The sequence below is a fragment of the Atopobium sp. oral taxon 416 genome (assembly GCF_018128285.1).
In the GTDB taxonomy this organism is placed as follows: Bacteria; Actinomycetota; Coriobacteriia; order Coriobacteriales; family Atopobiaceae; genus Olsenella_L.
The window spans coordinates 590,734-613,290 of the sequence record NZ_CP072380.1; the positions used below are offsets into that span (position 1 = coordinate 590,734).

General features: G+C 55.4%; 25 protein-coding genes and 1 tRNA gene. 25 read left to right on the forward strand and 1 reads right to left on the reverse strand.

Annotated elements, in window-relative coordinates:
• Positions 1-37: 37 nt before the first annotated feature.
• The 25 genes from metG to J4859_RS03295 all read left to right on the forward strand — a co-directional run bounded on the left by metG (position 38) and on the right by J4859_RS03295 (position 21,412).
• A complete protein-coding gene (gene metG / locus J4859_RS03175; protein ID WP_212332772.1) occupies positions 38-1,651 on the forward strand; it encodes a methionine--tRNA ligase in 1,614 nt (537 codons plus the stop codon).
• A 5-nt stretch (positions 1,652-1,656) separates the two neighbouring features.
• Positions 1,657-2,547: a 16S rRNA (adenine(1518)-N(6)/adenine(1519)-N(6))-dimethyltransferase RsmA gene (rsmA, locus tag J4859_RS03180; RefSeq protein ID WP_212332774.1), complete on the forward strand. Its 891-nt coding sequence runs from the start codon at positions 1,657-1,659 to the stop codon at positions 2,545-2,547.
• Between the two features lie 16 nt (positions 2,548-2,563).
• A complete protein-coding gene (locus tag J4859_RS03185) occupies positions 2,564-3,622 on the forward strand; it encodes a TatD family hydrolase (protein WP_212332775.1) in 1,059 nt (352 codons plus the stop codon).
• A gap of 28 nt (positions 3,623-3,650) precedes the next feature.
• Positions 3,651-4,385: a ComF family protein gene (locus J4859_RS03190; RefSeq protein ID WP_212332776.1), complete on the forward strand. Its 735-nt coding sequence runs from the start codon at positions 3,651-3,653 to the stop codon at positions 4,383-4,385.
• A gap of 382 nt (positions 4,386-4,767) precedes the next feature.
• Positions 4,768-5,658 (forward strand): ABC transporter substrate-binding protein, encoded by an 891-nt coding sequence (locus tag J4859_RS03195; protein WP_212332777.1) that lies wholly within the window; start codon positions 4,768-4,770, stop codon positions 5,656-5,658.
• Positions 5,659-5,778: 120 nt separating this feature from the next.
• Complete coding sequence (gene hpf / locus J4859_RS03200) at positions 5,779-6,363, forward strand: ribosome hibernation-promoting factor, HPF/YfiA family (protein ID WP_212332778.1); 585 nt, start codon at positions 5,779-5,781, stop codon at positions 6,361-6,363.
• 25 nt (positions 6,364-6,388) lie between these two features.
• Entirely contained in the window at positions 6,389-7,411 is a 1,023-nt protein-coding gene (locus J4859_RS03205) for a DegV family protein (RefSeq protein WP_249113736.1), read from the forward strand.
• Positions 7,412-7,434: 23 nt separating this feature from the next.
• Complete coding sequence (locus J4859_RS03210; RefSeq protein ID WP_249113737.1) at positions 7,435-8,508, forward strand: NAD(P)-dependent oxidoreductase; 1,074 nt, start codon at positions 7,435-7,437, stop codon at positions 8,506-8,508.
• Between the two features lies 1 nt (position 8,509).
• Positions 8,510-9,076 (forward strand): hypothetical protein, encoded by a 567-nt coding sequence (locus J4859_RS03215; protein WP_212332780.1) that lies wholly within the window; start codon positions 8,510-8,512, stop codon positions 9,074-9,076.
• Positions 9,077-9,078: 2 nt separating this feature from the next.
• Complete coding sequence (locus tag J4859_RS03220) at positions 9,079-10,104, forward strand: hypothetical protein (RefSeq protein WP_212332782.1); 1,026 nt, start codon at positions 9,079-9,081, stop codon at positions 10,102-10,104.
• 77 nt (positions 10,105-10,181) lie between these two features.
• Entirely contained in the window at positions 10,182-11,372 is a 1,191-nt protein-coding gene (locus tag J4859_RS03225) for a purine-nucleoside phosphorylase (RefSeq protein ID WP_212332784.1), read from the forward strand.
• Between the two features lie 87 nt (positions 11,373-11,459).
• Positions 11,460-11,535, forward strand: a tRNA-Thr gene (locus J4859_RS03230).
• A 186-nt stretch (positions 11,536-11,721) separates the two neighbouring features.
• A complete protein-coding gene (locus J4859_RS03235; RefSeq protein WP_212332786.1) occupies positions 11,722-13,458 on the forward strand; it encodes an ABC transporter ATP-binding protein/permease in 1,737 nt (578 codons plus the stop codon).
• Positions 13,445-15,097, forward strand: coding sequence for an amino acid ABC transporter ATP-binding/permease protein (locus J4859_RS03240; protein WP_249113738.1), 1,653 nt, complete (start codon positions 13,445-13,447; stop codon positions 15,095-15,097). Before J4859_RS03235 ends, J4859_RS03240 begins: the two co-directional genes overlap by 14 nt.
• Before the next feature lie 17 nt (positions 15,098-15,114).
• Positions 15,115-15,507, forward strand: a complete 393-nt coding sequence (locus J4859_RS03245) for a YbaN family protein (protein ID WP_212332788.1) — start codon at positions 15,115-15,117, stop codon at positions 15,505-15,507.
• On the forward strand, positions 15,504-15,860 hold the full coding sequence (locus J4859_RS03250) for a nitrous oxide-stimulated promoter family protein (protein ID WP_249113739.1): 357 nt from the start codon (positions 15,504-15,506) through the stop codon (positions 15,858-15,860). Before J4859_RS03245 ends, J4859_RS03250 begins: the two co-directional genes overlap by 4 nt.
• A gap of 870 nt (positions 15,861-16,730) precedes the next feature.
• On the forward strand, positions 16,731-16,988 hold the full coding sequence (locus tag J4859_RS03255; protein WP_212332792.1) for a hypothetical protein: 258 nt from the start codon (positions 16,731-16,733) through the stop codon (positions 16,986-16,988).
• Positions 16,989-17,907: 919 nt separating this feature from the next.
• Positions 17,908-18,312 (forward strand): hypothetical protein, encoded by a 405-nt coding sequence (locus tag J4859_RS03260; protein ID WP_212332794.1) that lies wholly within the window; start codon positions 17,908-17,910, stop codon positions 18,310-18,312.
• 75 nt (positions 18,313-18,387) lie between these two features.
• Positions 18,388-18,597, forward strand: coding sequence for a transposase (locus J4859_RS17440; protein WP_371812281.1), 210 nt, complete (start codon positions 18,388-18,390; stop codon positions 18,595-18,597).
• 37 nt (positions 18,598-18,634) lie between these two features.
• A complete protein-coding gene (locus tag J4859_RS03270) occupies positions 18,635-18,901 on the forward strand; it encodes a helix-turn-helix transcriptional regulator (protein ID WP_212332798.1) in 267 nt (88 codons plus the stop codon).
• A 508-nt stretch (positions 18,902-19,409) separates the two neighbouring features.
• Positions 19,410-19,685, forward strand: coding sequence for a hypothetical protein (locus J4859_RS03275; protein ID WP_212332800.1), 276 nt, complete (start codon positions 19,410-19,412; stop codon positions 19,683-19,685).
• A complete protein-coding gene (locus J4859_RS03280) occupies positions 19,682-19,954 on the forward strand; it encodes a ribbon-helix-helix protein, CopG family (RefSeq protein ID WP_212332802.1) in 273 nt (90 codons plus the stop codon). Before J4859_RS03275 ends, J4859_RS03280 begins: the two co-directional genes overlap by 4 nt.
• A gap of 70 nt (positions 19,955-20,024) precedes the next feature.
• Positions 20,025-20,426, forward strand: coding sequence for a hypothetical protein (locus tag J4859_RS03285; protein WP_212332804.1), 402 nt, complete (start codon positions 20,025-20,027; stop codon positions 20,424-20,426).
• Complete coding sequence (locus J4859_RS03290; RefSeq protein ID WP_212332806.1) at positions 20,419-21,111, forward strand: nucleotidyl transferase AbiEii/AbiGii toxin family protein; 693 nt, start codon at positions 20,419-20,421, stop codon at positions 21,109-21,111. Before J4859_RS03285 ends, J4859_RS03290 begins: the two co-directional genes overlap by 8 nt.
• 121 nt (positions 21,112-21,232) lie before the next feature.
• On the forward strand, positions 21,233-21,412 hold the full coding sequence (locus J4859_RS03295; protein WP_212332808.1) for a hypothetical protein: 180 nt from the start codon (positions 21,233-21,235) through the stop codon (positions 21,410-21,412).
• Positions 21,413-22,263: 851 nt separating this feature from the next.
• Here the strand turns inward: J4859_RS03295 and J4859_RS03300 are convergent.
• Positions 22,264-22,410 carry a transposase gene (locus J4859_RS03300; protein WP_212332811.1) on the reverse strand — a complete coding sequence of 49 codons (147 nt, stop codon included), beginning with the start codon at positions 22,408-22,410 and terminating at the stop codon, positions 22,264-22,266.
• Between the last annotated feature and the right edge of the window lie 147 nt (positions 22,411-22,557).

A 22,557-nucleotide genomic window follows, 5' to 3' on the forward strand; every position in this document is an offset into this window, starting at 1 on the left:
TGTGTGCCCGGATGTGGCGCGCTGAGGAGTTTTTATCATGGCGAAAGAGCCTTCTTTTTACATTACGACCCCAATCTACTACGTGAATGCGGCGCCGCATTTGGGAACGGCCTACTGCACGATCCTGACGGATGTCCAGGCCCGGTTCCGTCGGCTGGAAGGCTACGACGTTAAATTCTTAACCGGTATGGACGAGCATGGGGAGAAGGTCGCTGATGCCGCCGAGGAGCACGGGATGACTCCGCAGCAGTGGTGTGATGCCCAGGCTCCGCTCTTCCAGAAGCTGTGGAAGACCCTCGAAATCTCAAACGATGACTTTATCCGCACGACCGAGCCGCGTCAGTACCATGCAGTCCAGTATCTCTGGGAGCGCATGGAGGAATCCGGTTATCTGTATAAGGGCTCTTACGACGGTTGGTACTGCGTGCCGGAGGAGACCTACTTTACCGAGAATCAGGTGAGGAAGTCCGACGAGGCGAGCCACACCGAGGGGCAGCACCTCTGCCCGGACTGCGGACGTCCCCTCGAGCGGGTGCAGGAGGATTCCTACTTCTTCAAGCTCTCCGCGTTCCAGGACAAGCTGCTCAAGCTCTATGATGAGCATCCCGACTTCGTGCAGCCGAGCTTTCGCATGAACGAGGTGCGTTCCTTTGTAGCGGGAGGGCTTCAGGACCTATCTGTCTCCCGTACGAGCTTCGATTGGGGTATTCCGGTCCCGTTCGATAGGAAGCACATGACCTACGTCTGGTTCGACGCGCTGCTCAACTATATGACCGCCGTGGGCTATGGCCTGGACGATTCGAAGTCCAAGGAAGAGTACGCCTACCGCTGGCCGGCGCAGTACCACATCGTCGGTAAGGATATCATTCGCTTCCACTGCGTGATCTGGCCGGCGATGCTGATGGCGATCGGTGAGCCGCTGCCCGAGCATATCTTCGCGCACGGCTTCCTCACCGTGAGGAACAAGAAGACCGGCAAAGCTGAGAAGATGTCCAAGAGCCGTGGCAACGGTATTGACCCACAGGAGGTTATCGACTTCCTGGGCGTCGAAGGCTACCGCTATTACTTTATGACCGACGTTGAGCACGGTGAAGACTGCGCGATCTCCTTTGAGCGTATGGAACAGGTTTACAATGCGGATCTGGCTAACAGCTGGGGCAATCTGGTCTCCCGCTCGCTCAACATGTCCGCCAAGTACTTTGACGGGAAGGTCCCGACGATTCCGGAGGGCTGGAAGAGCCAGGACAATCCGCTGCAGACGATCGCTCAGGGCATCTGTGAGCGCTACTGCTCCCACATGGAGAAGTTCGACTATGCGGGCGCTAAGGATGTGGCGATGGAGCTGATCCACGCTGCCAACCACTACATTGAGGACACGACGCCGTGGGCTGTCGCTCAGGATCCGGCGCGTAAGGATGAGCTCACGTCGATCATCCTCAACCTTTTGGAATCCATCCGTATCGCGGCGCATCTGATGACGCCATTCATGCCGACGACCTCCGCAGAGGTCCTGTGCCGCCTGAGTCTCGAGGATGAGGTTGGCTCCGATGAGACGCTCGCGACCCTGTGTGAGTGGGGACGCCTTAAGGGCGACGTACCTGCCGCAAAGGGCAAAGCGCTCTTCCCGCGCCTGCCCAAACTGGACAGATAGGATCTATGTATTCATACCTGGCAAATCCCCGTGCGACGCGTGAGGTGCTCGATCAGTTTGGCTTCACCACCAAACATCACCTGGGGCAGAACTTTCTGGTCAGCGATGCTGTGATTGGGCACATCCTCGAACTTGCCGATCTCAAGGATACCGATACGGTGCTGGAGGTCGGACCGGGGATCGGGACGCTGACCTGTGCGCTGCTTCCCCGGGCACAGGCGGTTGTCTCACTTGAGGCGGACCGATCACTTGAGCCGGTCTTGCAGGAGACCTGCGCGCATCGGCTCGATCACTTGCGGATCCTCTGGGGTGATGCGCTGAGACTGGACCCTCAAGATATTCAGAAAGCCTTTGCAGAGCTGGGGTGCCGTGAGGCTCCGGATGCCTTTGTCTCCAACCTTCCCTATCAGGTAGCGGCAACGGTACTCCTGCGCTTCTTCCAGGGATTAGATCCGCTAAAGCGTGCCGTGGTGATGGTCCAGTGTGAGGTTGCTGATCGCATTGTGGCTCAGCCCGGCTCCAAAGAGTATGGCGCCTACACGGTAAAGCTGAGGCTCTTTGCGCGGGTGACTGGCCGCTTCAATGTCTCACTGAGCAACTTCATGCCCCAACCGCACGTGGAGTCCTGCGTGGTACGGCTGGAGAGATGTCCTCAGAAGGCACTGACGAACGAAGAGCTGCAGAAGGTCTTTCAGGTGGTGAACGCTGCCTTCTGCCAGCGCCGCAAGACCATCCGTAACGCAATGAGCTCTGCCGGGTTTGACAAGAATATGCTCGATGTGGCCTTTGCAAAGGCAGGGATTGAGCCTTCCGCACGCGCGGAACGGCTCGAGGTTGATCAATTTATTGACTTGGAACGCGCCTTGGACAAGGCGGGATTTCGCATCACACCGTAAATAAAGGGGGATAGAGATGGCTCAGACTGCACAAGCTGTAGCACTCTTTCACGATAAAAAGGGAAGAGCGAAGGACTACCCCGTGGCTTTGTTGCCCCTGATCGATACGCATGGGCACCTCACTGACTTCGACGAAAACACGCCGACGCGGGCCCTTGCCCGCGCTGCACAGGCAGGCGTCTGCCATCTGGTCTCACCGGTGGATCCCACTGACGATGCGACTGACCCGAGGCATCTGATGTATGCCTTCCATATGTGGTGCAAGGATGCCCACACGCTGATCGATGCTCAGCGCCAAGCGGGGGTGAGCTTCCCCAAGTTTGAAGGACAGGAAGCCCACGGGCGTACGGCGGATGCCGCCGAAATCGCGCACTTTGTCCGTATCGTCGCTGGCGTGCACCCCTATGGGGCTAAAGCTTACCTGGAGGATCCCGAGGTGAAAAAGCATCTCATCTTCATTCTTAGATGTCCGGTGTGCGTCGGCGTGGGGGAGATCGGGCTGGACTACACCTGCGGCGTGGACCACGAGGAGCAGAAACGCGCTTTTATTGAACAGCTCGATACCGCGCAGGACTGGGGTTTGCCCGTCGAGCTGCACATCCGGGATGCACGGGCAGACAGCACCGCCGAGGCACACCGCGATGCGTTGAAAATTCTGAAGCAGGTCGGCATACCAAAGGCGGGCTGCGATCTGCATTGCTTTACTTCGACGCTGGACGTCCTGCGTGACTTTGTCGCGATCGGCTGCTCGGTGGCCTTTGGTGGGGCGCTGACCTTCAAGAGCTCTGATGAGATCCGTGACGCAGCGTTGGTGTGCCCGCAACATGCGCTGTTGTCAGAGACCGACTGCCCCTACATGGCGCCGGTGCCGCTGCGCGGCATGGAGGCAGAGCCTGCGATGGTGGCCTATGTAACTGCAGCGTTAGCGCAGCTGCGCTTGGAGCATGGTGAAGCCGACAGCCTCAACCAGACGTATCAGGCACTCTGGGACAACGGCAATGCCCTCTTCTTCTCCAACGCCTCGAAGCTCGATCTGTCAGATCAGGATGCATGGTATCCTTGCCTCACGAGCTAGATTCGGTAGGGGATAAGGGTATGCCGATATGGAGAAGGACCGCTCATACCTTGAGCGTGCATTAGACGCTCTGGAGGAGACACTGTGGCCGACACGGTGCGTCGGGTGCGACGCTGTGGGTGAGCTTCTGTGTGAGTCCTGCCGCAGCGAGCTTCCCTGGATCGATCAGAGTCGGGCGTGCTCGGTGTGCGGGGCTCCCTACGGGCGGATGGTCTGTACGGAATGCAAGCGTGACTGGCCGGGCGATGGGGTAGCCTGTGCCCTCTCCTATGAAGGGGTCGCGCGTCGCATCGTGACCACCTACAAAGACCACCATGAGACTCGGCTTGCGGCGCTCATCGCCCAAGGGCTCTGGAAGTTGTTGCAGGAACTGTCGGAAACGGCGGATGCAGAAGGCTCCCCGCGGCTTGATCTCTCCTCACTCGATGGGATCGTCGTGGTGCCGGACACCGCTGAGGCGCGGACTCGTCGTGGCTTTGACCATATGGAGCTCATCGGAAAGCATCTCTCACGCCTGAGCGGGCTGCCGCTTTTTGCTCTGCTGGAAAACAGGAGCACAGCGGATCTCAGACACTTGGGGAAGGAAGAGCGCGCTCGGCAGATGGAGAGCGCCATTGCGTGTACGCAGAGCACGTTTGGGATGCGGTTGTTGCTTGTCGACGACGTGATCACAACCGGCACGACTGTGAAGTCCTGTATGCGCTCGCTCAAAGCGCAAGGGGCGCTGTACGTCTTTACCGCCGCCTTCGCGCGGGTGTGGTAGAAGTGTTGGGCGTACACCGTTTTTGCCTGCTTTTAGCTGCCTTTGAGTCCCCGTTGACACTTCGTAAGCCCTTACCGGATCCTGTGCAGTTTGTGCGTAAGCGATAAATAGTATAATCAGTACATCCCTTCTAGGTCTGTGGTTGCGAGCGTGAGCACGTGCTCTAGTCCAAGGCAGACGAGGCCAAAGGGATCCACGTAAGTCGGTGTGTGCGCACGTCGGCGATCATGGTTCGTCCTAGAAGTAAGACGTACCGCCTGTCAGTTGGGGACATACCTCCCCCAGGCGAGAGAACACACGTGGGAATGCCGCAGCATTCGAAGCGAACGTTCCGGTACGCGAGTGTGGGGTCAAAAACCAGGTCAGCTGGAAGGGATAGTCCTTGGCAGAAAAGAGCAAGGTTGCCAGAGTGGCAAAGGAGGTTACCTGTGCTGTCGCACTTGTGACACTCTGCGTGGGGCTCTGTGCGTGCTCTGCGCGCTCCGTCATCGACTCAATCCGCGATGACAGCAGCTATCCCTCAGCCTCACAGGCCCGTATCGACGATGCTAACACCCTTGAGCCACAGGTAAGTGTCCCCACGATCAAAGAGAACGGCTACCTCACCGTCGGCATCAAGGCAGACACGGGCGTGCCTTTCAGTCAGACAGACAGCCAAAACCGCTATTGGGGGCTTGATATCGACCTGGCAAGCGCGCTCGCCTCTGAGCTGGGGCTACACGTTCGGTTTGTGGGTGTGTCCGATGCCACCGCAGTGCAGAAAAGCTGCGACGTGGTGATGAATGTTGAAGATGGCGAAGCCGAGGGGGTAGCGCAGACCGCAGTCTACGCACAGCAGTCGATCAGCTTATTCGGTCGCGGTAAGCAGGGCTCCCTCACGCAGGAAGAGCTTGTCGGCAGGACTATCGGGGCCCGTGATGCGATTGCAGTGCAAACTACCCTGTCTCAGCTCTTTCCCACCGCCTCAATAGAAGTGTTCGGCAACATGCAGGACTGCATGGAGGCGCTCGCCTTGGGCAAAGTGGACTATGTAGCGGCGGATTCTGCTACCGGCAACTATTTTGCGGAACAGACCGGAGATATCTCTCAGATCGGGACGATCGACGATCCGGTCGATATCGGCTGTGGCATCGTGGATTCAAATGCGGACTTGGCGCAGGCCCTGCAGACGTCGCTGGATGATCTCAAGGCGAGCGGAAAATACCAGCTTATCCGCAATCGATGGCTCAACAGTACCGAGGAGGCAGACGAGGAGAAACCTGCAGTTCAATAGAGCGAAGCAGACATTTTCAATCGTTGGGTGATACAGGAGGCTCATCACACCATATTTGGGTATCTAGTTAGTACATGCACGGAAGGGCGTGCATGCGCGTGTGATCCTAAGGAGGATGCTATGGCAGACATCACCGTATCAGGACGTAAGATCCAAGTGACCGACGCATTGAGAAGCTATGCGACCGAGAAGATCAGCAATGCCCTCAAGGTCTTCAATATTGAGCCTATGACCTGCGATATCATACTGCGTGTTGATCGGAACCGCTCCAATCCGGACAGAAAGACGGTCGAGGTCACCGTACACGTTCGCGACAGTGTTGTCAGAGCCTCTGAGAGCGATCCGGATATGTATGCCGCGATCGACCTGGCGGCAGAGAAAGTTGAGCGCCAGCTCAGGAAATACAAGACCCGCATTATCGACAAGCGTCAGCACCGCCAGAAGGTCCACAAGCTGACCTCTGCGGAGGACCTCGATAAGCTGATCGAGCCGAAGAACGATGACGACGATCTGCTGGTCCGGGAGAAAACCGTTAAGTTGATTCCGATGTCCGAAGACAAAGCCCTCGTAGAGACCGATCTGTTGGGCCATGATTTTTACATGTTCTTAAATGCAAATTCAGGACAGATCAATGTCATCTATCATAGAAAGAACGGTGGATACGGAATCCTGAAACCTGAGATCGAGGACGTGGATGAGCAATAAGCCGCAAGGCGCACCAGATACCAAGGTGGATAGTACAGAAGTCGCGGCACTGGTGAAAAATGTCACTGGTGTCGCGGCGCTCAGCTCATACGCACAGGCCTACCAGAAGCGCCTCGGGGTCACGATCGTGGCCGACACCGGCGCCGATTTCAACCCGGATGTGGCCAAAGCGCTGAGGATTGAAGTCATCCCCTTCCGCTATGTGGGGCCAGACGGGGAGCATGCGGATGATATGTGGCAGAGCATCAGCCCACACGACTTCTACGAGTACATGCGTAAGCACCCCGATGAGCGGTTCCGCACACAGGCGGTGACGCCGGGTGCCTACATGGAGATCTTCAAGGGCCTCTATGAGAGATGGCACCGCCCGATCATCTATCTGGGACTGACCGGGGGACTTTCCTCTTCGATCGATGCAGCTCGTCAAGGGGTTGAGCTTGTCAAAGAGGACTACCCCGAAGCCGAGATCTACGTGGTGGACAACCTGTGCCCTTCTGCAGCCGCAGAGCTCCTCGTTATCGAGACTGTCCGTCAAGCAGCCCTCGGCCTGACAGCCAAAGAGCTCGTCGCCTGGGCGGAGGATGCCCGTTACTTTATCCAGGGTTACTTCACGCTCGACTCCCTCCACTGGCTCGCGGCAGGCGGCAGAATTCCGCCGGCAGCAGCACAGGTGGGTGGCAAGCTCGATGTGAAGCCTGAGCTCTCCTACGATGTGAATGGATCCTTATCGCTTAAGGGCATGTGCCGCGGGCGCAGAAAGGCGCTCAGGGCGATCCTCAAGGATTTTGAAAATAACTACGCGCATGACCCCTCACTCCCGATGGTCATTATGGATGCGGATGCTCCGAAGGATGCCGAATGGCTCGAAAAGAAGATCCGCGAAATGGAGGGGTGCGCCGATATCACGGTCGTGAGAAGCTCCATCTCACCGGTCATCGGCTCCCATGTGGGGCCGGGCATGGTCGCGGCGGCCTTCTGGGGCACCGATCGGCGTGAGAAGCTTTCGTTGACTGATCGGATCGCACGCAGGGTCCGCGCAAAAGAATAAGCAGTTTTTCAAGGAAGATATACATGGCAACAAATACAAAGGTCGCTTTCATCGGTACCGGCATTATGGGTGAGCCGATTGCAGAGCACATACTGGACGCTGGCTATGACCTCACCGTCTACAACCGCACTGAGAAGAAAGCCGAACCGCTCATACAGAAGGGCGCCCACTGGGCACCTTCAGCAGGTGACGCCGCTAAAGGTGCGGGTGTGATCTTCACGATGCTCGGCTATCCCGACGAGGTGGAAGACACGTATCTGACGAAAAACGGACTCATCCGCCGTTCGAAAAAGGGCGCCTACCTGATCGATTTGACCACCTCCTCGCCGCAGTTGGCTCGGGATATCCACGACTCCTGTGAGATCGATGACAAGCATGCCTTTGACTGCCCGGTGACGGGAGGAGAGGGCGGCGCCAAAGCCGGGACCCTGACTCTCATCATAGGTGCGACCGAAGATACCGCAGAGCCGGTGCTGCCGATCCTGAAGACCTTTTCAAAGAAGATCTACTACTTCGATGAGGCAGGGAGGGGGCAGATCGCCAAGCTCTGCAACCAGATCTGTGTCGCCGCAAACCTGTTGGGCGGTGCGGAGGCCCTGGCACTCGCGAGGTGGTCCGGGCTCGACCAACGCAGCGTGCTCGACATGATCAGCGATGGCATGGGTTCCTCACGTCAGCTTGAACAGCTGCTGCCGAAAGCGATCAGCGGCGATTACAGACCGGGGTTCAAGAATATACATCTCAGAAAAGATCTAGCCTTAGCTCTGCGGCAAGCCGAGGAAAAACATCTGGAGATTCCTCAAACCGAAGCGGCCTTCGCGCTCTTTGACACGCTGGTACATATCGGTGGGGCGAAGATGGGTACCCAGGCGGCCTCATTGCTGTTTGAGGATGATGACACGACCAAGAAGGCAGGCCTTGACTGGGCGCTGCTCGAAGAGGCGGACGATCCGATCGACCCTGACGATGAGCGTGCGGTGCAACAGATTTCTACACCATCGAGTAAAAAGAGGAGCGGGACACAGAAAACAGCAGGTCCCCAACAGAATCCGAAACACGAGCGAAAAGGGCGCAGAGAGCGGTTAGAGAGGCAATGAGATGGAGCAGAAATCCCTGGAAGCATTGATCGAACGATTACATGCACATTCACGCAGGCAGCGCCAGAGCGCGGCACAGGGGATCTATGAGGGGATCAAGGACGATCCGAAGGAGATCCTGCCGTATCTCAACCAGCTGGAGGATGCGCTTGGCTATCCTGAAGCGCAGACCCGCTGGGAGATCTTTGATATCCTTACGCTGGTGGCCCCGAAGCACCCCGACAAGGTGGAATCGGCACTGGAGCCAGCGGAGAACTCGCTTTTCGATGAGGAGAGCGCTCCGGTTAGACTCGCAGCCTTCAGTTTCCTTGCAGTGTATGGGTCAACAAGTGAAAAACGTTCCGATACTGTGTGGCCTCTCTTGGATGAAGCCGTGCAATGCTACCATGGGGATGCTGAATATCGGGACATGCTCGTCGCACTGCTCGATATGGCAAAGGGCACCATCTCAGCAAAGACTGCTCAAGAGCTGAAAGAGCGTATCTCGTTCGACGTGAAGAGCGGATCGGGATACATTAGGGCGCTCTCTCAGGATATCGAAAAAGAACTGGACAGAAAGGCACAATAGGCATGGAAACTCCGAGCGACAACGAATCGAAACAAGAGCCAACGACGAAACCGGACACGCAGGAGGATACGGCGCAGGAAGCGCCCGAAAAAGACACTGATACGGACACTGCGGAGGCCGAAGAGCCAGAAAAGGTCGAAAAGGCCAAGCCTGAGCATACTGCGGACAAAAAGGCTAAGGCTCCGAAAGAGAACAAGCCGGCACAGAAAGTGACAATGCCGATCTACTTTGTCGCTATTATCGTCGCGGTATGCCTCGTGGTCGGCGGACTCGTGGGCCACTACGCCCTCGGCGGCGTGCACTCCCTGAATGTGACTGCCGTGAGTGAGAATCAGCTCGATACCCCGATCGCACGCTACAACTACAACGGCCAGCATAACGTCACCGTCCGTGACGTTATCTCCCAGACCTCGTCGCTCGACTCCGCGAAGAACGATGACGGAACGTACAGAATGCCGACCGCGGGGAACACGATCGATACCGCCCGTACCCAGATTCTGCAGGACATCGTCCAGCAGCGCAATATCCAGGTCTCCGACGATGAGCTCGACCAGTACGCTCAGCAGTATCTCGGCACCAACGATTACAGCCAGATTGCCTCTCGGTACAACATGGACGAAGACGCCGTCAAGAATGTTCTGAGACAGTCTGCAGCGCTGACCAAGCTGCGCGATCAGGTCGTCACCGACGTAACCCTGCCGGCACAGCCGACTGCACCGTCTCAGCCTGCGGATGGCCAGCAAGATACTCCGACGCAGGACTATGCGACCTACATCATCAACCTTGCCGGCGATGAGTGGGACTCCGACAACAACACCTGGAAGGATTCCAACAGCGATTATGCGCAGGCGCTCACAGACTATACGATTACGAATGACAGTGCAACCTATGCTGCAGCTCAGGCTGCCTACTATGTGGCGTATCAGAAGTACGCAAGCGCACGGCAGCAGATGAGCTCTGAGTGGACCAACTTCGTGAACGGCGAGCTCAGCAAGGCAAGCATTCAGGTCTATACGCTCGAGGCGTAAAATTCAGCCACGATATCACGTATGATGTTGGGTGGGCCGTTAAGGCCCATCCAACATCTTTATTTCAGGGGGTCTGCGTGCGCGTCGCAATCAGCCGATGCCTTTTGGGGGATAACTGCCGCTACAACGGGAAGACCAAACCGAATGCCGCGGTCATTCGGTCTGCCAAGAACGTGGAAGTGGTGCCGGTCTGCCCTGAATCCGCAGGTAAGCTGCCTATTCCGCGTCCCGCGGCGGAGCAGCGCGACGGTGGGGTGTACATGAGTGACGGGACCGATGTCACCAGGCAATTTCAGGCTGGGGCATGTAAAGAATTTGATCGGGTGAAAAAATCCGGGGCGCCGCTTGCCATATTAAAAGCGAAGAGCCCCTCGTGTGGATCCGATCTCATTTACGATGGTACCTATAGCGGTACGCTGACAGCAGGCGATGGGGTATTCACCCGTCTGCTTAAACAGGAAGGAATCACCGTGGCAACTGAAACTATGGTTGAAGAGATGCACCCCTCAGTAGAACACCCCGTAGCGATCGTGTTGGGGACCGGGCTGGGTTCCATCACAGATCTGGTACACGTGGTGCGAAGGATCGACTATCACGATATTGAAGGGTTTCCGGACAACGCCCAGCCGATTGAAGGGCACCGATTCGAAGCGGCGATCGGCGCGCTCGATGGGGTACCGGTGATCGTCTATCCGGGCCGTATCCACCTCTATCGTGGGTATTCTGCAGCAGAGGTCACCTCTCTTGTCCGCCATGCCTTCCGCCTCGGCTGTCGTGACATTATCTTTGCCGGCGCAACCGGCGCGATCCCCGGGAAGGTTGAGAAGGGTCTCGGCATTCTGACCGACCAGATCAACCTTACCGGCAGAAACCCCTTGGCTGAGTGGGAAGGGCTCAGGGACGTTGAATCTCCCTTTGTGGATATGAATGACCTCTACTCGCCCTATATGAGCTCGATCGCCCGCGGCGTAGCAAAAGACCAGAACATCACGATTGGTGCAGGCGTCTTTGCAGGTGTGCTGGGGCCCTCCTTTGAGACACGGGCGGAGGTTAGCGCGCTTCGCCAGCTCGGCGTCTCCTATGTGGGTATGTCCACGGTCAATGAGGTGATTATGGCACACGCGCTCGGTATGCATGTCTTAGGGCTGACCTTGGCAGCAAACTACAGTGGCGGCTGCGATGTGGACCATCAGAGCGTATTGGCGACAGCTAAGAGGTATGAGGACGACTTCCAGCGCTGGGTACGCGGGATTGTCCATCTGCTGTAGTGTCTCGGTGAATGGCCAGAAATTGGGGATTTTGGACTTGCAACTTCTCGCGCGCATCTCTATAGTTAGACAGCGTTGCAATTGTGTGCCAGCTTAGCTCAGTTGGTAGAGCACCGCTCTCGTAAAGCGGGGGTCATCAGTTCGAGTCTGATAGCTGGCTCCAGTGAAGGTCAAAGGCTACGGTCGCATGATCGTGGCCTTTTCGCGTATGTAGGGAGCTCTGCTCCCAACCGTGCATTTTTGGATGGTATTGTTCTCTGACCTCGACAACAGTCGTTTGTTCTATTAAGCTAACTTTGAGTAATAAGTAAGCTATGGATAACACATAGAGACTGTTGAGTGAGGGGCCATGATAGATAGGAGGCTTCTGACGCTGGTGCCGGGAGTGTTTCGTCACGTGATACTGGTGGTGGTCTGGCAAGTCGTGGGGCTTGCCGCCAATATCTGCCTGGTCTGGGGCGTGGCGACGGTACTCGCATCAAGTATTACCGGCACAGCAGTATCGCTTGCAGTCTGCGTGATGCTGATTGCGATCGCTGGTGTGGGGAAGTGCATCAGTTCCTACGGATGCGGAGGGGAGCGGGTGCGTGCCTCACAGGATGTGAAGCGGACACTACGGAATCGTATCTTTGAGAAGATGCTGCGGTTGGGCCCCACTTTCGATACAAAGGTCTCCACGGCGGAGGTCGTACAGCTCTCGGTTGAGGGCTGCGAACAGCTGGAAACCTACTTTGGGCAGTATCTGCCGCAGCTGTTCTACGCGATGATTGCACCCTTGATTCTCTTTGCGATGATTGCGCCGATGGATCTCGCTACTGCAGTGGTGTTGCTGGTCTTTGTACCGTTGATCCCACTCACGACTGTGGCAGTACAGAAGATCGCGAAACGGATCCTGTCGCAGTACTGGGACCAATACACGCAGCTGGGCGACTCATTTCTCGAAAATCTGCAGGGCCTGACGACACTCAAGATCTATGAGGCGGATGCGGCGCGGCACAGGGCGATGAACCACGAGGCGGAGCACTTCCGTATTGTGACGATGAAAGTGCTCACGATGCAGCTCAACTCCATCATCGTGATGGATGTTGTAGCGCTGGGTGGCGCTGCTGCAGGTATCTCCGTGGCGATTGGGCAACTGCAGGCCTCTACGATCACCCTTCAGCAAGCCTTGATCATCGTCCTGCTCTCAGCGGACTTCTTCTTACCGATGCGGCAGCTGGGCTCCTACTTCCATGTTGCAATGAACGGGATCGCCGCCTCACAGAAGATCTTTAAGCTCCTTGAACTGCTGGAACCAGAAGAGAAGAAGGAGCTGCCGGTCCCCGGCAGCGTACCCCGCTTTGAGCAGGTGAGCTTTGCCTACGACGGAAAACGGGATGTGATCCACGGTGTAACCTTACGGGTCGCTGAGAAGGGCGTCACGGCGATCGTTGGCGCTTCAGGATCAGGGAAGTCAACGCTGGCGGCGCTCGCCGCAGGAAAGCTCTCAGGCTTTCGTGGCTCCATTTGCTTCGGCGATAAAGACCTGAGTGGACTCAATCAGGCAGCATGTGCGAAACACCTCACCTATGTCGGGGCGAATGCCTACTTATTCTCCGGAACGGTCCGGGACAATCTGCTGATGGGAAATCCAAACGCAAGTGACCAGGAACTTTGGGAAGCGCTCGACGCCGCAAACCTCTCCGGCTTCCTTAGGACACAGGAAGGCTTGGATACCAAGCTCGAGGAGGAAGGCAACAACCTCTCTGGTGGACAGCGCCAGCGCCTTGCCTTTGCGCGGGCCTGGCTGCACGATTCCTCCGTCTATGTCTTCGACGAAGCGACGAGCAACATCGATGTGGAGAGTGAAGCCGTGCTGCTCGACTCCATCTATCGGCTAGCACAGGACCATGCGGTGGTCCTGATCTCACACCGACTCGCGAACGTGGTGAATGCACAGAATATCTACGTCTTGGACAAAGGCTACCTCATTGAATCCGGTACGCACCAGGAGCTATTTGATATCCACGGCGTCTATGCGCGGCTGTGGAAGACCCAACAGAGACTTGAAGCCTATGGAAGGGGTGAGATCTGTGAAGAAACTTAGGATCATGGGGCGAATGCTCGGGTTTGTACGCCCCCTGGCAGGAGTGATGGTGATATCAGTGGTGGCTGGCATCGCCGGCTTTGTCTGTGCGACCGCACTGCCGGTGGTCGGCGTTGAGGCGATGCTCGCCGTGAACGGCACTGCAACACTTATCTGGGGTATCGCAACCTTCTGCCGCGTACTGGTCATTCTGGCTATCGCCCGTGGTGTGCTCCACTATATCGAGCAGGAATGCAACCACTACATCGCCTTCAAGCTTTTGGCGCATATCCGGGACCTTGTCTTTGGGAAGCTCAGAACGTTGGCTCCCGCCAAACTCTCCGGCAGGGACCGCGGAGATCTAATTTCGACGATTACAAGCGATATCGAGCTGCTAGAGGTCTTCTTTGCTCATACGATCTCCCCGGTTCTGATTGCGATCGGTACGGGAATTATCCTGATGTCCTTTTTGGCAAACCTGTCATGGGCCTTTGCACTGATTGCCTTGGCAGGCTACCTTGCGGTGGGCATCGTAGTGCCGCTCGTGGTATCGCACGCTTCCGGTTCAGTCGGTGTAGACATCCGTGAACAGCAGGCAAGCCTCTCCAGTACCATGCTCGACAACCTGCGTGGGCTTGATCAGATCATTCAATATGGTATGGGAGTCAAACGGGGAGCAGAGCTCGATCAGAAAAGCCGTAGCCTTGCAGCCGAACAGAAGCGGCTCCACAGGGTAGCGCGTGGCGGCAGCATTGCGGTCAATGTGATTATGGTTCTGGACGCCCTGGCGCAGCTCTTTGTGGGAATTTATGCCGTCTCGCAGAGTATGGTCACCCCGGAAGCCTTTGTGTTGGCTGAGGTGACGACGCTCTCCTCGTTTGGCCCCTTTATCGCTTTAGCGAATCTGGGATCGACGCTGCAGCAGACCCTAGCTGCCGGAGAGCGGGTGCTGGCGATCCTCGATGAGGAACCTCTGGTGCAGGAGCGTGCTAAGGGTACCGAGCCGGTCTTCACCGGAGCCTCAGCCGAACAGGTGGGCTTCTCCTACGGTGAAGAGCAAGTCTTAAACAATGTGAACTTTATGGTCCCCAAAGGCGGCATCGTTGCGCTGGTAGGCAAGAGTGGTTCCGGTAAGTCTACCCTCTGCCGACTCTTTATGCGCTTCTGGGATGTGGACTCAGGCGCCATCTGTATCGGCCCAGACAATATCAAGGACATCACGAGTGGCTATTTGCATCAGCAGGAAGCGTTGGTCGAACAGCAGACCATGCTCTTCCACGACAGCATCCGCAACAACCTGCTGATTGCAAAACCGGACGCTACGCAGGAAGAGCTGGAGGAAGCCTGTCATAAAGCTTCCGTCCTTGACTTTATCGAAAGTCTGCCAGAGGGCTTTGACACGATAGTGGGAGAGCTCGGTGGCACCCTCTCTGGCGGTGAGCGCCAACGCTTAGGCCTGGCCCGTGCCTTTCTGCATGAAGCACCGTTTGTGTTGCTTGATGAGCCAACGTCGAATTTGGATGCCCTAAACGAAGGGGCAATCCTCAAGGCGCTGGATATGCAGCGCTCCAAGTGCTCCATCATGTTGATCACGCACCGTCCAAGTTCCGCCGCTATTGCGGACAAGGTAGTCTCAATCGATCGGGGCCGTGTAAGTTAGAGAGTGGGGAGGCGACTATGCGCTGCATCGTTTTTCTTGTCTTGGGCTGTTTCTTCTTCGTCCTCGGTACTGTCGGTATCGTCCTGTCCTTGCTGCCGACGGTCCCGCTGTATCTTCTGACAGTGTTCTTCTTCAGCCAGAGCTCGCCTTCCCTGAGGGTGTGGCTCTGCCCTACACAGTTCTATAAGAGCAAGATTGCTCCGGTTGCTGCGGACGAGGGCATGAGCGTACAGGATAAGATAGCCGCCTTCGGTGCTCTGACCCTGCTTTTGAGTATCAGCTTTGCCTCCATGTCCCGTATCGTATGGGACCACGTGATCCTCGCCGGGGTGTGGCTTTTCCACCTCTGGCTCTTCTGGGTGAAGATCCCTACCAAGGTGCAGGATGCAACAGAAGGGGAGGAGCTGTGAGAAAGCAACGCACAGTGGAGGAGACGGAACGCAAGCGGGCACGCGAGTGTGAAGTGGTCCTCCAGATGATTCACCTCTACTGCCACGATCACCACCATACCCACGATGCACTCTGCCCTGTGTGTGCTGAGCTCGCCGCCTATGCCTGCAAGCGCATTGAGCGTTGCCCTTTCATGCAGACCAAGAGCTTCTGCTCACAGTGCCCGGTGCACTGCTATGCGCCGAAGCAGCGTGAACAGATCCGTGAGGTGATGCGCTATGCGGGGCCGCGCATGCTGCTCGACCACCCGGTGATGTGTCTTCACCATGGCTTCGATGCACTGGCTGCGGCCATCAAGAGCAAGGGCCACTGAATACTATATCGGATGCTGCTAGTGCACCGCAGATCAACCGTATCAGGTTAATGATTGTTCTCAGTCCTACATAGCGTGCCTATTGTGTGCTGTGATTTTAGACCGCCGAGCATTAAATATGGTGCCATATCGAATATCAGAGATTTTCCGCCTCAGTAAAATCGTGTCTTGTAAACGATGCCGGCTTCGAATTATAGAAGATTTGTGGCGCGAAAACCCATGGAACTTCAGCTCGCAGGATGAAACGTCGCCCAATCATGTCTGCCTTAGCTCTCAAGTGTTTGAGGGTTTTAGCGCTGACTTCACCTGTGGTGGCAATGAAGTATCCATTTGACCAGAACGTATGTTTATGCCAGCAGACATGGTACAACTATGATGCGTGGGTCTCCCATATGTGGAAGGCGATGGGTGGATCATGCAGTGGATATGGTCTTTGTCGGTTTGCATGTGGAGTATTTGGATGGTGTGCTGCAGAGCGATTTTTTAGTTGAGAGCTAAGTGATGTTTGTGATCATCACCTAAGTGATGAGTGTCTTCCTTCGATAGTTGGTGGAAAGGATGAGGTGGCAGCAAAGCAGGTATCTCGAAGGGTTTTCTGGCTCACAGTGATTGTTCTTAGGCGTCAGTGAATATATTGCATACAGCAAGCTATCGATATAATGGCTAAGGACTTGCGGCACAGTTAGGCTCCATGAATTGTAAGCTGCTTAGACAACTTTGGCTGCAGTGTGGCCGCGATGCCTGCGAGCGGGATGTGTGTGAGGCACATCCCGTGGAGGAGATCGGCACCAAGCATCAAAAGAATCCCTGTGGCTGTATCTTTAGCTGAACGAGTCGGTATACGACTTGTATATGGGCCTTCGGAAGGTCGTGGAACGCTCCCTCGACATATGCCTTGATATTCGAGATGAGCCTGCAGACCTCAGGGAAAGCGAGGCGTCATCGTCTGAGCTGTCGTACTTTTTCTGGACGAGCCCGCAGAAGCAATCCAGCCCTGCCGATATCCCGCTTCCAGGCATCGGCACAGATCTTGGACATATGACAGAGGTGGTCGTGTTCGAACTGCCGCTAGGAAGCTGCTGCTTTGTGCCGCATCCCCTCGTGCCTTTTGATCTTACTTCTATGTAGAAGTCGTCGACTTCTACGCAATCAGCAGAAAGGACGCTGGAGGCACTTCGATCTTGCCATGGCGCAGCGGATCCTTACCAGCACGTACCCGGCTATCTTGTAGCTGCATCCTGTCTGGCGCTGATCCCTGCCTTTTAGCTGGTTATGAACCACATCGCGACGAACCACTTCCTCAGGGCAAGATGGGTACCCTCTATCATCGTCTTCGCGCTCACGCTGAACTGGTGCGAGCAGCTCGTGGGGCCGCAGATAGGGCAGACGAACCCCTTGCGGGAACTTCTCCTCGATAAGCCTTTGCCTGCAGGACTTGCTCGTCTGAGAACCTCTCCAGAAGCTCCATCAAAGGTCCTTCTGCTCTCACATTCCTTCATGCTTAAGTTCGCCTGCATGCCCCTTGGCCATATCTTCCCCCGATCTTTCGGATGCATCAGCCCTTCATCTATAGTATGCAGCTCGAAACCAACAGGAACTGCTGGGCTTATGCTTAAAGTCCTCAGCACCGATAATTTGAAGTTGACCTGTCCACGTGGGCAGGCCAGATAATTGGTCCGTGGTGCGACGACTCATCTTTGCAGCTTACGCCCCGAGGGGGCTGCACTCAAATGGACCTGTCCTGTGCCACGGGCCGAAGCTAAGGCCTGGCGATGACCTGATAGGAGCCTAAGCGCAGGCTTGGGGCCCACACAACCCTATGTTAGCGCTCCCTTCGCTGCTTTGTCTCGCCTACCTAGGCCGGCAGGCAAGGCGCGAGGAAGGGATAGCAGGAAGATGTCGAAGGGCATAGAGCTCACAGACAGAAAGCTCGAGGGGAAGATCGTCGCCGGCATCGACACACACGCGGACACGCACTGGCTGTGCGTCTTGGACGAGAGGTAAAGGGTCGCGCTGTCACGCGAGTTTCTGTCCACGCCGGACGGCTTTGAGGGCACGTGGCTCCTACGGTGCGGGCCTCACGGACGCGCTGATGGCGTGCGGCTTTAAGGTGCTGGAGGTCTTCAACAAGAAGAAGGACCAAAGAAGGAGGCACGGCGAGGGCAAGGACGACGAGACCGACGCCGACGGGACGTCCATCCCCAAGCTGCGCGGTGGTAGGCTCGATGAGCTGAGGTCGCTGCTCGTGGCGCGCAAGCGCTGCGTATCCTGTGCGCTCGAGGTCCATGTGGCCACGCTTTCGCTTACCGGGACAGCCCCCGACGATGTTCGCAGTAGGTGGGAGGGCATGTCCCAGGAGAGGATGATGAGGGCGGCCCTGAAGATCGACGAGGGCGCTGCTGGCCCTGGTAGGCCGCCAGGGATGAGGCAGACACCCTCGAGCTCCTCATGAGGGGCGTGGTCGAGAAGCACTGCCCGTCGCTGCTTACAATCTAGTGCCTTAAGACCCGGGGCACCTCCGAGCTCGCTGTCGCCGCAGACGACAACCCCGAAAGGCTCAAGGAGCAAGGCTGCATTCGCGATGCTGTGCAAAACGTCTCCCATCCCGGCATCGTCTGGCAAGACATCGGGCTGCATGCGCCTCAACAAGGGCGCTGACCGGCGTGCCAACAAGGCGCTGCACACCGTCACGGCGAGGCTCATGAGATACGACCCCAAGGACAAAAGGCTACGTTAAGCGGCGCATGTCGGGGCCACACGCCCTCTCGAAAGGTGTGTGTCAAGAGATACATCGCGCGCGAGGTCTACCATACGCTCATGCACTCAGGGACGTGGGTGAGCGGGTCGACAGGCTCTCGCTTAGGGAAGCGCACAAGAGTGCCGGCCTGAACCAGGCCAAGGTCGCGCATGCCCTCGAGGTGTCGCCTTCCACGGTGAGCGGATTTGAGTCCGGAAGGTGCGAGAGCCAGATGTTCGCGGAGAGGTATTCCACCTGGGTACTCGAGAGCATGCCGATAGATGTCGAAGGCTCAGGCTCTTGACATCTATAGGAGCGTCCATTTACATGAAATACTCCTCCCGTAGAATGACAGTACCCCAAGTACATCAGCCATATCAATCCAAGTATCTGCAGATGGTGCAGGCAGGCTCTAAATTCACGCTCAGACCCCCGTCACAGCGTATAAGATCCGCTTTTGATGCGGAACAGGAAGCTATAATTGCCCACTATCACTGGATCAAAGCGCACAGTGAGAGACAAGTTGCATCTGACAGCGAAGTACCTGAATAGGCTCTTGTTCCTCAGGAAGAAGTATTCATTTCACAAATTCCCGATGCTTCGCTCTATCAGTCAGAAGAAAGGCCTCGATAGGCATCGAAATACTATCAGTGTCCACTCATATGAACGGTACAGTCGCAGCCTTATCCATCAGAAGATAGCCTGAGAAGAGAGAGCCAAAGCGTATTCATTACAGACATATGTGACTAGTTTATCTTCATGTATTATAAAAATGTGATACAATCGTGTGATACAGAGGGGAATGTTAGGAAATGAAAATAATAGTCCTTGATAGGATTGAGGAAAGACACCCAAATATTTCAAAAGCTGATGCAGCAGCTGTTTGGGCTTCAGCTGTAGCATCAATGCCTGGTTTAGATAAGGGAGATCCACGGCGCTACGTTGGCATTGGTTTCGACAGGAAGGGGCGCGAAATTGAAATTGTTGCTGTCAGAAAAGATATTGATACATGGGTAGTAATTCATTCCCAAACTCCAGCACAAACTGACATCAAACGAAAGCTCGGATTTATAGGAGGTAGACGATGACAAAAAGAGACGAAAAGATTCTTGCCAGTATTGGAATGAAAATGGATGAAGTCGATTCTATTGCAGAAGCCTGTGAAAAGGGAGATGACGGAATGTGGGATACTTCGAAAATTTCCTACGGAAGTCCTGTCACAGATGAAATGGAACAGATCAGCATCAGATTGCCTAAATCAAGGATCAATGCTTTGAAGAGAGCAGCAAAACAAAGTGGTGTGTCTCGCTCTGAATTCATTAGGAGGGCAATTGATCAAAAACTCTTAACGACATAATAATGAGGCACTGTAGCTTGAAGGCCAGAACTTCTCCGTGTATCTATGGATAGGAAGAAGTGGGGACTATATGCGCTATTTAACTGGAGTGTACGCTCTCAATACTGAACAAAAAGGTACCGATGGAGACTGGCATTGGATGTGTCTTGACTGGAACCATCCAGAGTGGGCAGATACAAATAGCAACCCCTTAGGTACATGGGGGATCATCAAGGCAAAGGCACCTCATCTAGGAGAGGTGACCTGTGCTACACATGCTCGAGCCTGTCTGGATCTGCTTATGGAGGGACAAGGAGCCCTCATTTCAGGGATGAGAAAGGATTTCATTGATAATGAAGCCCTGACCCCAGATATCCTTGCCCATGCTCTTATTGCTTACAGACATTGTGCAGATAAGGAGTCTTTCGACCACTATTTTGGTAAAGAGTACCTTATGGATTGGCTTAGGATAAAGGAAGCGGCTTATGAGTAGTAGTGACTACTCTCCACTACATCAGCGTATACTTCGAAATTTTATCAGTCAGTTAAATGAGCGTGAAGGTGAAGATTCTCCATTTGTGTTGAAGGGAGGAAACTCTCTCGTTCAATGTTATGGCCTTAATAGACTTTCAGGAGATATCGACCTAGATGCAGCTCATGAGGAATCTAACCGTAGGCGATTTCTTAGTGCAGTAAAGGCAATCTGTAGTAAGAACGGATGGGAATACCGCATTGCAAAGGATACCGATACAGTTGGCAGAGTCCTGATTCATTATTCTACGGATGAAGCTCCTCTAAAAGTCGAGGTCTCATATAGAAACCGGAATATACCAGAAAATACAATAGCAAATGTGAACGGAATTCGTGTCTACAATATTGACCGTCTTGCACAAATGAAGTGCGCTGCTTATTCAAACAGAGATAGAGTAAGAGATCTTGTAGATCTTTGTTTTATCTATCAACGATATAAAGACCAGCTGTCTGATGTAACGAAGCAGACAATGAAAACAACTCTCGAATATAAAGGACTTGACCAGGTAGAGTACCTGTTAGCAACACAGCATGAAGATGTTTCATATGATGATGATAAGGTCATTGATCTTTTTCTCAATACCTGTGATGGTCTAGGGCTCATCGAAGATAGACCATCAACTCATAAAGGAAGACCTGCTATTTAAAGTCAAGGGGTAAACCCAAGAAATGACTGAGGACCTCCAGCATAACCGCAGGAGTTCCTGTCGCCTCCAAACCGTACAATGAGGATGCAAGGTTGATGCATCCGAGAGGGCAAAGAAAGAGATGGCGAAGGGGCACTCAGACGCTCTGAGTAGGCGCGAATGCGAGAGCAAAGAGACATTGATGGGCCTTCTGGAGAGGTTCTCAGACGAGGAGTCGTGTGAGGGGAGGCTGCTCGAGGAGAAGGTCTCCGGCGGCTTTGTCTGCCCGGTGTGCGCCAATACGTCCTGCTCGAAGGTCTGAGGCCGCGCACACAAGTGGCAGTGCACGAAGTGCTCGCACCAGGTGAGCGTGAGCGCAGGGACTATTGATGGAGGGGACCCACCTCGAGCTCAGGAAGTGGTTCGTAGGCGATATGGCTCATGTCCGCCCAAAAGGCCGGGATCAGCGCCTGCGCCCTGCAGAAGGCAGATAGGCTGCAGCTTAAAGACGGCAGGGCGGGTCCTTTTAAGGATATACTCGCCTGGGCCAGATCGCAGTGCGTTCAGTGTCCTTGCAGCTGACACACACGAGGTGGACGACTTCTATATCGGTGCCAAGGCACCAGGCAAAAGCGGGCGCGGCACAAAGCAGCAGCCGATGCTTACGGCGGCAGGCAGGGCTCCTGCCCCCTGCGCTGCGCAGAAGGAGTGCTCGAAAGATTCCTGGCGCCAGGTGGGGCATGACCAGCTCTGCCATACATCGAAGATAAGGGCGGATGGCTGGAGCGGCAAAGCTTGCCGGCCTCTCCTCGTTTTGCGCGCTCGTCTAAAGAAAGTACGACAGAGCGGACGGGGATGTATCCCTTCCCATGGTCCACAGGGTGATATCCAACTTCAAGGCCTACGTTGAGGGCGCCTTCCATGGCCTTCCCAAGGCCCACATGCACTCCTTGCGGACTCGTTCAGCTAAAGATACAGCCACAGGGATGTAAGGGATGCCTGCATGGAGCTGCTGCACGAGATGTGCCTCATCCATGTCTTGCTCTTCGGCATCGCAGCCACCGCGACGGTCCAGCCGAAGATGCCTTCGATCTTGCCTTAAGCCGCTTACAGTTCAGGGAGCCTAACTATGCTGGAGGTACTCAGCCATTAAGTCCGAAATATTGACGCAGGTCACTCGTCCCTCCATGCAGCGGCAAGCGACGGGCTCACGCCGTGCTTGGCTGCCACCTGCGAGAGCGTCTCCTGCTCCTTCGCCACCTCCAGCGCGGCGGCCATCTTGAAGCTGGCGCTGTATGTCTTCCTCGTGATCTTGGACATCTCTTCCTCGCAATCCGTACCCCCTGGAAACATCTCTACGGGATTCGGAAGGATGGTCAAATCCGTGTCTCAAAACTGGCAGCCACATCATATTACGTGGCCAATATGCCACGAAAACATAGAACAATTGTACTATACAGCAGATGC

Coding starts and splice junctions, on each gene's coding strand:
- J4859_RS03280 (WP_212332802.1), top strand. CDS start 19,682: ATGACAAAAAGAGACGAAAAGATTCTTGCCAGTATTGGAATGAAAATG.
- J4859_RS03235 (WP_212332786.1), top strand. CDS start 11,722: ATGATAGATAGGAGGCTTCTGACGCTGGTGCCGGGAGTGTTTCGTCAC.
- J4859_RS03215 (WP_212332780.1), top strand. CDS start 8,510: ATGGAGCAGAAATCCCTGGAAGCATTGATCGAACGATTACATGCACAT.
- J4859_RS03185 (WP_212332775.1), top strand. CDS start 2,564: ATGGCTCAGACTGCACAAGCTGTAGCACTCTTTCACGATAAAAAGGGA.
- J4859_RS03285 (WP_212332804.1), top strand. CDS start 20,025: ATGCGCTATTTAACTGGAGTGTACGCTCTCAATACTGAACAAAAAGGT.
- J4859_RS03295 (WP_212332808.1), top strand. CDS start 21,233: ATGGCGAAGGGGCACTCAGACGCTCTGAGTAGGCGCGAATGCGAGAGC.
- J4859_RS03210 (WP_249113737.1), top strand. CDS start 7,435: ATGGCAACAAATACAAAGGTCGCTTTCATCGGTACCGGCATTATGGGT.
- J4859_RS03290 (WP_212332806.1), top strand. CDS start 20,419: ATGAGTAGTAGTGACTACTCTCCACTACATCAGCGTATACTTCGAAAT.
- J4859_RS03275 (WP_212332800.1), top strand. CDS start 19,410: ATGAAAATAATAGTCCTTGATAGGATTGAGGAAAGACACCCAAATATT.
- J4859_RS03245 (WP_212332788.1), top strand. CDS start 15,115: ATGCGCTGCATCGTTTTTCTTGTCTTGGGCTGTTTCTTCTTCGTCCTC.
- J4859_RS03190 (WP_212332776.1), top strand. CDS start 3,651: ATGGAGAAGGACCGCTCATACCTTGAGCGTGCATTAGACGCTCTGGAG.
- J4859_RS03300 (WP_212332811.1), bottom strand. CDS start 22,410: ATGTCCAAGATCACGAGGAAGACATACAGCGCCAGCTTCAAGATGGCC.
- J4859_RS03220 (WP_212332782.1), top strand. CDS start 9,079: ATGGAAACTCCGAGCGACAACGAATCGAAACAAGAGCCAACGACGAAA.
- metG (WP_212332772.1), top strand. CDS start 38: ATGGCGAAAGAGCCTTCTTTTTACATTACGACCCCAATCTACTACGTG.
- rsmA (WP_212332774.1), top strand. CDS start 1,657: ATGTATTCATACCTGGCAAATCCCCGTGCGACGCGTGAGGTGCTCGAT.
- hpf (WP_212332778.1), top strand. CDS start 5,779: ATGGCAGACATCACCGTATCAGGACGTAAGATCCAAGTGACCGACGCA.